Origin of the sequence: Ensifer sp. 2TAB8, assembly GCF_052115125.1 — a bacterium.
In the GTDB taxonomy this organism is placed as follows: Bacteria; Pseudomonadota; Alphaproteobacteria; order Rhizobiales; family Rhizobiaceae; genus Ensifer.
Window position 1 is genome coordinate 1 of record NZ_JBFRGB010000054.1, and the last position, 7,579, is coordinate 7,579.

Annotated in this window: 7 protein-coding genes; 4 read left to right on the forward strand and 3 right to left on the reverse strand. The window is 60.4% G+C overall.

The annotated features are described in order from the left end of the window. Positions 1–183: 183 nt before the first annotated feature. Positions 184–765 carry a LabA-like NYN domain-containing protein gene (locus tag AB4Z53_RS35090; protein ID WP_113541516.1) on the forward strand — a complete coding sequence of 194 codons (582 nt, stop codon included), beginning with the start codon at positions 184–186 and terminating at the stop codon, positions 763–765. A 182-nt stretch (positions 766–947) separates the two neighbouring features. Here the strand turns inward: AB4Z53_RS35090 and smpB are convergent, their stop codons facing one another. Further along, positions 948–1,427: an SsrA-binding protein SmpB gene (gene smpB / locus AB4Z53_RS35095; RefSeq protein WP_113541517.1), complete on the reverse strand. Its 480-nt coding sequence runs from the start codon at positions 1,425–1,427 to the stop codon at positions 948–950. Next, entirely contained in the window at positions 1,427–2,311 is an 885-nt protein-coding gene (gene dapA / locus AB4Z53_RS35100; RefSeq protein ID WP_441600013.1) for a 4-hydroxy-tetrahydrodipicolinate synthase, read from the reverse strand. The genes smpB and dapA overlap by 1 nt, the downstream gene beginning before the upstream one ends. Positions 2,312–2,602: 291 nt before the next feature. Here dapA and AB4Z53_RS35105 point away from each other — a divergent pair, with 291 nt between their 5' ends. The 3 genes from AB4Z53_RS35105 (at position 2,603) to AB4Z53_RS35115 (ending at position 6,354) form a co-directional block, all read left to right on the forward strand. Further along, entirely contained in the window at positions 2,603–4,669 is a 2,067-nt protein-coding gene (locus tag AB4Z53_RS35105; RefSeq protein WP_441600015.1) for a transglycosylase SLT domain-containing protein, read from the forward strand. 114 nt (positions 4,670–4,783) lie between these two features. After that, positions 4,784–5,293, forward strand: coding sequence for a BA14K family protein (locus AB4Z53_RS35110; protein ID WP_441600017.1), 510 nt, complete (start codon positions 4,784–4,786; stop codon positions 5,291–5,293). Between the two features lie 167 nt (positions 5,294–5,460). After that, a complete protein-coding gene (locus AB4Z53_RS35115; RefSeq protein WP_441600019.1) occupies positions 5,461–6,354 on the forward strand; it encodes an alpha/beta fold hydrolase in 894 nt (297 codons plus the stop codon). Between the two features lie 175 nt (positions 6,355–6,529). Here the strand turns inward: AB4Z53_RS35115 and AB4Z53_RS35120 are convergent. Further along, positions 6,530–7,579 (reverse strand): porin (locus tag AB4Z53_RS35120; protein WP_441600021.1); only part of this gene is annotated, 1,050 nt, incomplete at its 5' end.

Below are 7,579 nucleotides of genomic sequence, written 5' to 3' on the forward strand. Positions count from 1 at the left end.
CCACGGATGTGGACTATCTATAGCAACTGCTAAAACTAGCTATATTCGCGAGCGCTCTGCTGGAATAATGCAATGCCTAGCCTACATTATTTGCAATATCAGCAATTATTAATGTAAACGACTTATTTTTGCGTATCGGCCGGCAGCGGGCACTGGATGCGCCGGCATTGAAAAGGAAAGACGATGTTTGATCCCCGCGAAAAGATCGCACTTTTTATCGACGGCGCAAATCTCTACGCGGCATCGAAGAGTCTCGGCTTCGACATCGACTATCGCAAACTCCTGAAAGCATTTCAAAAACGCGGCTATCTGCTGCGCGCCTACTACTACACCGCACTCATCGAAGATCAGGAATATTCTTCGATCCGCCCGCTGATCGATTGGCTAGACTACAACGGTTACAAGGTCGTGACGAAGCCGGCCAAGGAATTCACCGACTCACTTGGTCGCCGCAAGATCAAGGGCAATATGGACATCGAACTCGCGATCGATGCCATGGAACAGTCTGAAACGGTCGATCACCTCGTCATCTTTTCCGGTGACGGCGATTTCACAACGCTCGTCGAAGCCCTGCAGCGCCGGGGCCGCAAGGTTTCCGTTGTCTCGACGATGTCGACCCAGCCGCCAATGATCGCCGACGACCTGCGTCGCCAGGCGGATCACTTCATCGATCTCGCCACCCTGCGGGCAGAGATCGGTCGCGAGCCTTCCGAACGTACGCCGCGCCACACCCCCGAGCCGGTGGCGGACCCCGTCGAGATTTGAAGCGCGACGATCGCAGGAACTGCCGTTTCAAGGCGTCGGTGCGTATCGTAAATCAAAAGAACAATTGAAGGCTCTGGGCATGCGGTGGCAGCGAATGACACGCAGCCAGCCGCACATCTTCCTAGATCGCCCGCCGTTTTCGTTGGAATTAATGCAAGCCGACTTCGCGCACCAAGGATCGCTTAGCCGCGATCCTTCAGCAGGCGGCTTTTCTGCCGGTTCCAATCACGCTCTTTCGCGCTCTCGCGCTTGTCGTGCAGTTTCTTGCCCTTGCCGAGCGCCAGCTCGAGCTTGGCACGGCCGCGCTCGTTGAAATAGATGCGCAGCGGGATCAGCGACATGCCTTCGCGGTTGACCGCACCCTGCAGGCGATTGACTTCGCGCTTCGACAGAAGCAGCTTCCGCCGACGCCGCGTTTCATGGTTGAAGCGGTTCGCCTGCAGATATTCCGGCAGATAGGAATTGATCAGCCAGATCTCTCCGCCTTCGTCCGTCGCATAGGACTCAGCAATGTTGGCCTTGCCTTCGCGCAGCGACTTGACCTCGGTGCCGGTCAAAACCAGACCGGCCTCGTAGGTATCGACGATCTCGTAGTTGAAGCGGGCTTTCCGGTTTTCCGCCACAACCTTGTTGACCGTGCGCTGGCTTCCTTTGGGTGCCATCAGTTCATCAATCCTGCATGCCTCAGCGCCGCATCGATCGCCGCTTCGGTTGCCGGCTCGAGCGTCGACAGCAGCGGCGAGCGCACGGCGCGGCTCATCCGGCCGAGGCGGTTCAGCGCATACTTCGCGCCGCAAACACCGGGCTCCATGAAAATCGCTTTGTGCAGCGGCATCAGCTTGTCCTGGTAATCGAGCGCCTTGGCGAACTCACCGGCAAGCGTTGCCTCCTGGAATTCGGCGCAAAGCCGCGGAGCCACATTGGCCGTTACGGAAATGCAGCCGACGCCGCCATGGGCGTTGAAGCCGAGCGCAGTTGCGTCTTCGCCCGAAAGCTGGACGAATTCCGGACCGCAGGCCATGCGCTGTTCGGAGACGCGCTCGATCTTGCCGGTCGCATCCTTGACACCGATGATGTTCGAATAGGCCTTGGCAAGCGCAGCCATGGTCTCGACGCTCATATCCACGACCGAACGGCCGGGAATGTTGTAGATGACGATCGGCAGTTTCACGCTCTCGGCGATCGCGGCAAAATGCGCGAAGAGGCCCTTCTGCGTCGGCTTGTTGTAGTAAGGCGTGACAACGAGGATCGCGTCGGCACCAGCCTTTTCGGCGTGCTGTGCAAGCTCGATCGCTTCTGTCGTATTGTTGGAGCCGGCGCCTGCTATAACAGGCACGCGCTTGGCGGCGGCCTCGATGCAGAGTTCGACGACCTTCTTGTGCTCTTCATGGGAAAGGGTCGGAGACTCCCCGGTGGTGCCGACCGGCACGAGACCATGGCTACCCTCATTTATCTGCCATTCCACATGCGCGACGAAACCATCCGCATCCACCGCGCCGGTCGCGGTGAACGGTGTTACGAGAGCGGGAATGGAACCCTTGAACATGCACAACTCCTGACGGCGCAAAGACGCAAAATGCACTCATGCTTTGGCCGTAATCGACGGTTAAAAAACTGCCGCACCATAATCATGTGAGGAGGCTGCGGCAAGCGTCGTGACACGGCATTTCACGCCGGTTTTCGTGCAAAAGCTTGACGTTCAGCCCACATATTGGTCCCGCTCCGCCTTAGGCGTGGGGCGGCAAGGTGCGATTGCCATGATCAATATTGGCCGCTAGTCTTGTCTCAGGCAATCCGGCGGCAGATGAATGTGAGACACGGGGAACACGGCCTCTTGATGCGCGGATCAAACTTTCTGCCTGTCGCCGCCATCGTCGGCGCTGCGTTGCTCACATCGCCGGCGTTCAGTTCCGAAACGCTGGAGCGAATACCGGTTCCGGCTCGCAAACCCGACATGTCGGGGAAGGCTGCGCAAGTTGCCGCCGACGAGACCACCAATGCCATTCCTGCGATCGTTGCCCCAATCAACAGCGATCTGAAGACGGGCCTCGACGCTCTGTCCAACCGGCAGCCGGCGGCAGCGATTGCCGTTCGCAATGCCATGAGCCGCGATGCGCTCGACCGGCACATCCTGACCTGGGCGATTGCCGTTTCCGGCCAGCGCGGCATTCCTTCCTTTGAGATCGCCGACGCCCAGCGCGAACTTCAGGGATGGCCCGGCTTGAAATCCCTGCGCGCCAATTCGGAGAGGGCCCTCTTTCGCGAAAATCCGACGGCCGCCGATGTCCTTGCCGCCTTTGGCAACACACAGCCTGAGACGACCGAAGGAACCCTCATTCTGGCGCGCGCGCTTGTCGCCCAGGGACAAACAGAAGCAGCCGCGAAACGCTTGCGCGGCATCTGGCAACGGCATGCGCTCGACAAGGATATGGAGAGCCTGATCCTGGCTGAGTTCTCCGCTCTGCTGACGCCAGCCGATCATCAGCGGCGCATGGCCATGCTCCTTTACCGCAACCGCGTCGAACAGGCCGAGCGCTTTGGTGATCTCGGCAAGGCACAGTCACTCTATCGTGCCTGGGCAGCGGTCAATCGGGGCAACGACAAGGCCGATGCGCTGATCGCGGCGGTCGATCCCTCCTGGCGCAAGGACCCGGCCTACCTGTTCATTCAGATCGAATCCTTGCGAAAGCAGAAAAAATACGAGGAGGCGGCCAAGCTGCTTGCCCGTATGCCGAAGGACAGAGGGGTGCTCGTCAATCCTGGCGAATGGTGGGTCGAGCAGCGTGTTGTCAGCCGAGGCCTGCTTGACGCGGGCGACTTCAAAGGCGCCTACCGGATCGCGGCCAGCCATCTAGCAACGGAGGCGACCGATGTTGTCGATGCCGAATTCCACGCTGGCTGGTACGCATTGCGTGGCATGGAAGATCCGGCGATCGCAGCGCGCCACTTCCGCCGCATCCTTGACGTTTCAAACCGTCCGCTTTCCGCCTCTCGCGCCTGGTATTGGCTGGGCCGTTCGGCCGAGGCCGGCGGACCGGGCGATGCCAGCGAGTATTTCGCCAATGCCGCCCGTTACCCCGGAACCTTCTATGGGCAACTCGCAGCCGCCCGGCTTGGCCGCAAGACGTTGAACGTCGCCTACCCTGCCCCATCGGCGAACGACCGGGCACAGTTCGAGAACCGTGAGGCGGTGCGCGCGATCTCCCGCCTTGAAAGCGCCGGCCACGCCTGGCGCGCCGACAGCATCTACCGTGCGCTTGCCGAGGAGCTGACCAGTCCCGGCGAGCTCGCCCTGCTTTCGGCGCGCGCGGAGAAGGCCGGAAACCATCAGCTCTCGCTCCAGATCGGCAAGATTGCATTCGGACGCGGCATCGATGTCGCTGCCCTCGCCTTTCCCGTCGGCGTGATCCCTTCGAGCGCCAATATCGACGGTTCCGGCAAGGCACTTGCCTATGCGATCGCGCGGCAGGAAAGCGCCTTCAATCCCGCAGCCATCTCCACCGCCAATGCCCGCGGCTTGCTGCAACTGATGCCGGGCACCGCCAAGGGCGTCGCCAGTCGCTATGGCCTTGCCTATTCGCAGGATCGGCTGACCAGCGATGCGGGGTACAACGCCACGCTCGGCGCCCATTACCTCGGCGAACAGATCAGCAGCTTCGGCGGCTCCTATATCCTGACCTTCATTGCCTATAACGCCGGGCCGCGCCGTGTACCGGAGTGGCTTGGCCGCTATGGCGACCCACGCGGCAAGCCGATCGACGAAGTCGTCGACTGGATCGAGCGCATTCCATTCCAGGAGACCCGCAATTATGTGCAGCGGGTCATGGAAAACTATCAGGTTTACAAGTCGAGGCTCGGGCAGAAGGCCGACATCGTCGAGGATCTGAGGATGGGGCGCCAATAGTCGGCGCGACCCGGGCCGTTCAAATAATCGTGATGACAGCGGGCGGCACAAAATGCGGCCCAAGCCATTTCCCTTCTGAAGGTTCGATCTTTCCTGAAGGAAATGGTGAACACAATGAAGACCTTCCCCATGATCGCCCTGTCTTTGGCGACGGCAATGAGCAGCATTCCGGCTGCCGGTGCATTCCCGATCGCTCCGCAGGTCTCGCAAACGAGCGACGTCCAGAAGGCTCAGTTCCAAAACGAGCGCGGCGAAGATCGCAAGAACCGTTCCAGTTGCGCCGTCCCCTATTGCGAACTTCAGGGCCGACGTGACAGCTATCGTGATCGCGATTATCGCGATCGACACGGATACTATCGGGACGGCTATTACCGGGATGGCTACTATCGCGACCGATACCGCCACCACCACAACAATGACGCTGGCGCTTTCATCGGTGGACTTGCGGCCGGCGCAATCGTAGGCGGCCTGATAAACCAGCCGCGGTACTACAATGGGCCGCGAGCAGTCAGCGGTGACGCGCATACGCGCTGGTGCTACGCCCGCTATCGTTCTTATCGCGCCTGGGACAACTCGTATCAGCCTTATGGCGGTCCGCGGCGTCAGTGCAGTTCACCTTATTGATGGGCAGATGACCGCTTTCGCTGTGAAGCCAGTTCGCCCCTTTTAGCCCATGCGTTCGCTAGTGCGTCGGTCGCAAGCGAACGCACAGGCTCACCCCACCAAGTGTATGCCTTGCCCTTTCTCTTCGAGCAGCTACCATCCCACCGATATCGGGGTGGAGACTGGCAATGAAAGAAGACGGGTTTCGGGAACATCGCTTCCCCGCAACAGATGGCCTGCAGCTCTACGCCCGGAGCTATGGCCCCGCCCGCCCCACAACGACGCTCCCGGTCATCTGCCTGCCGGGCCTCACGCGCAACAGCCGTGACTTTCACGAGCTCGCGATCTTGCTCGCGTCACCGTCCGGGGGCGGACACACCGTCTTTTCGTTCGACTATCGCGGTCGCGGCGGTTCGGCACGAGACGCCGACAAGAGCCACTACTCGATCGCGACCGAAACGAACGACATCATCACGGCTTGCGCTCATCTGGAGATCGATCGCGCAGTTTTCATCGGCACGTCCCGCGGAGGGCTGATCCTGCACCACCTCGTCAGCGTCGCGCCTGACCTTATCGCAGGCACGGTGCTGAATGACATTGGACCAGTCATCGAAATCGAGGGCCTGCTGGCCATTCGCGACTATCTCAACAGGGAGCCGAGCGGCGCGATAAGCTGGGGGACAGCACCCCGGTATCTGAAGAACCTGCACGGAGCCGATTTTCCGATTCTCAGCGACCGCGAATGGCTGCAGATGGCAACGGCGATCTATCGCGATGAGGACGGCGCTGCCGTGCCTGACTTTGATCCAGCCATCGCCCACCAGTTGCTGGGTCTCACAGCTGAAACGCCGCTACCCACCCTTTGGCCGCAATTCGATGCCCTCTCTCGAATGCCGCTTTTAGGCATCCGAGGCCAGTATTCCCGGATTCTGTCTGAAGCAACGTTGCAGGAGATGAGCGATCGACGTCCTGACATGGCGGCGTTCACTGCGCCCGGCCAGGGCCACGCACCGCTTTTGCATCTCGACGGCCCTCGGCAGGCAATTGCTACCTTCCTCTCGGGCCTCGCACCAGGGCGCTAGCACCGAGCCTGGCGATCACCGCCACGGCAAGCGGATCAACGGACCATTGGCTTCAGCAAGCACAGGCCCCGGCAAATAGTCGGCCGCAGGCTGCCACCGCACCGCAGGATACTTCCAAACAAAAAAACCCGGCTCGAAAGCCGGGTTTCTCTCTTCTGACCGAGGTCAGACGATCTTAGAAGTCGCGCTGCAGACGGACGAAGCCGAATACCTGATCGTCAGCGTTGTCAGCATCTTCATACTGAACCGAAACGCGGGTCGCGAGACCTTCGGTGATCTTGTAGTCGAGCGTTACGCCAGCGCGCCATGCGTCGTCGTTGCCGAAGCTGGTGACCGAGTCCTGCAGGCTACCGAAGTACTGAACGCCGGGGGTGATGGCGAGCTTGTCGGTGGCGTTGAAGCGGTACGAAGCTGCAACGGACCACTCGGAAGCATTCCAGTAGGTGTTCGGGTCAGAAGCCCATACACCAGCGATCTGGAAGACGCCCGGACCGAGGTCAGCCGAGAGCAGAGCGCGGATCGCGCCTTCTTCCCATTCGGTGTCGTAGCCGCCGAGCAGGTCGAAGGAAACGCCGCCGACCGAAGCCGAAACGATACCCGAGATGCCTACGCCGTTAGCCTTGGTGGACCAGCCCTCGAGCTCATCAACCGAGATACCGGCCTGGAACGAACCGCCATCATAGAGGTAGGCGATCGAGTTGAACTCGGTGACGTTGCCGAGCGAGTCGGTTTCGCCGTTGATGCCCTTATCCCACCAGTTGTAGAAGAAGCCGGCCTTGAGGCCACCGAGCTGGATGTAGGCTTCGTCGACGTCGATGAAGCTATCGCCTTCGTCGGTGTCGTTGTCGGCGTTGAACTCAGCAGCGAAGAAGCCGGTGAGCGTGCCGTACTCGGTGTCGCTCTTGGCATCGAACGAGATGTAAGCGCGCGAGAAGGCATCCCAGTCAGACGTGGAGTAGTTCGGACCAGCGAGGCCACCGAAACGATGGTTTTCCTGGTTGTAACGGCTCTGCGAGGCGTTGTCACCGAACGAGGTCTGGAAACGGATGAAGCCGCCGATCTTGAGGCAGGTTTCAGTGCCCGGGATGTAGAAGTAGCCAGTGCCGAAAGCGTCGCAAACGCGAACGTATTCCATGGGCTCCGGCTCGGCTGCGACGATTGCGTCTGCTGCCTGTGCGCCGGAAACTGCTGCGAGAGCAGCAGCGGAGCCGAGAAGAAGGCTCTT

Excerpts from the sequence above, each read along its gene's own strand:
- AB4Z53_RS35090 (WP_113541516.1), top strand. The coding sequence starts at position 184 with ATGTTTGATCCCCGCGAAAAGATCGCACTTTTTATCGACGGCGCAAAT.
- smpB (WP_113541517.1), bottom strand. The coding sequence starts at position 1,427 with ATGGCACCCAAAGGAAGCCAGCGCACGGTCAACAAGGTTGTGGCGGAA.
- dapA (WP_441600013.1), bottom strand. The coding sequence starts at position 2,311 with ATGTTCAAGGGTTCCATTCCCGCTCTCGTAACACCGTTCACCGCGACC.
- AB4Z53_RS35105 (WP_441600015.1), top strand. The coding sequence starts at position 2,603 with ATGCGCGGATCAAACTTTCTGCCTGTCGCCGCCATCGTCGGCGCTGCG.
- AB4Z53_RS35110 (WP_441600017.1), top strand. The coding sequence starts at position 4,784 with ATGAAGACCTTCCCCATGATCGCCCTGTCTTTGGCGACGGCAATGAGC.
- AB4Z53_RS35115 (WP_441600019.1), top strand. The coding sequence starts at position 5,461 with ATGAAAGAAGACGGGTTTCGGGAACATCGCTTCCCCGCAACAGATGGC.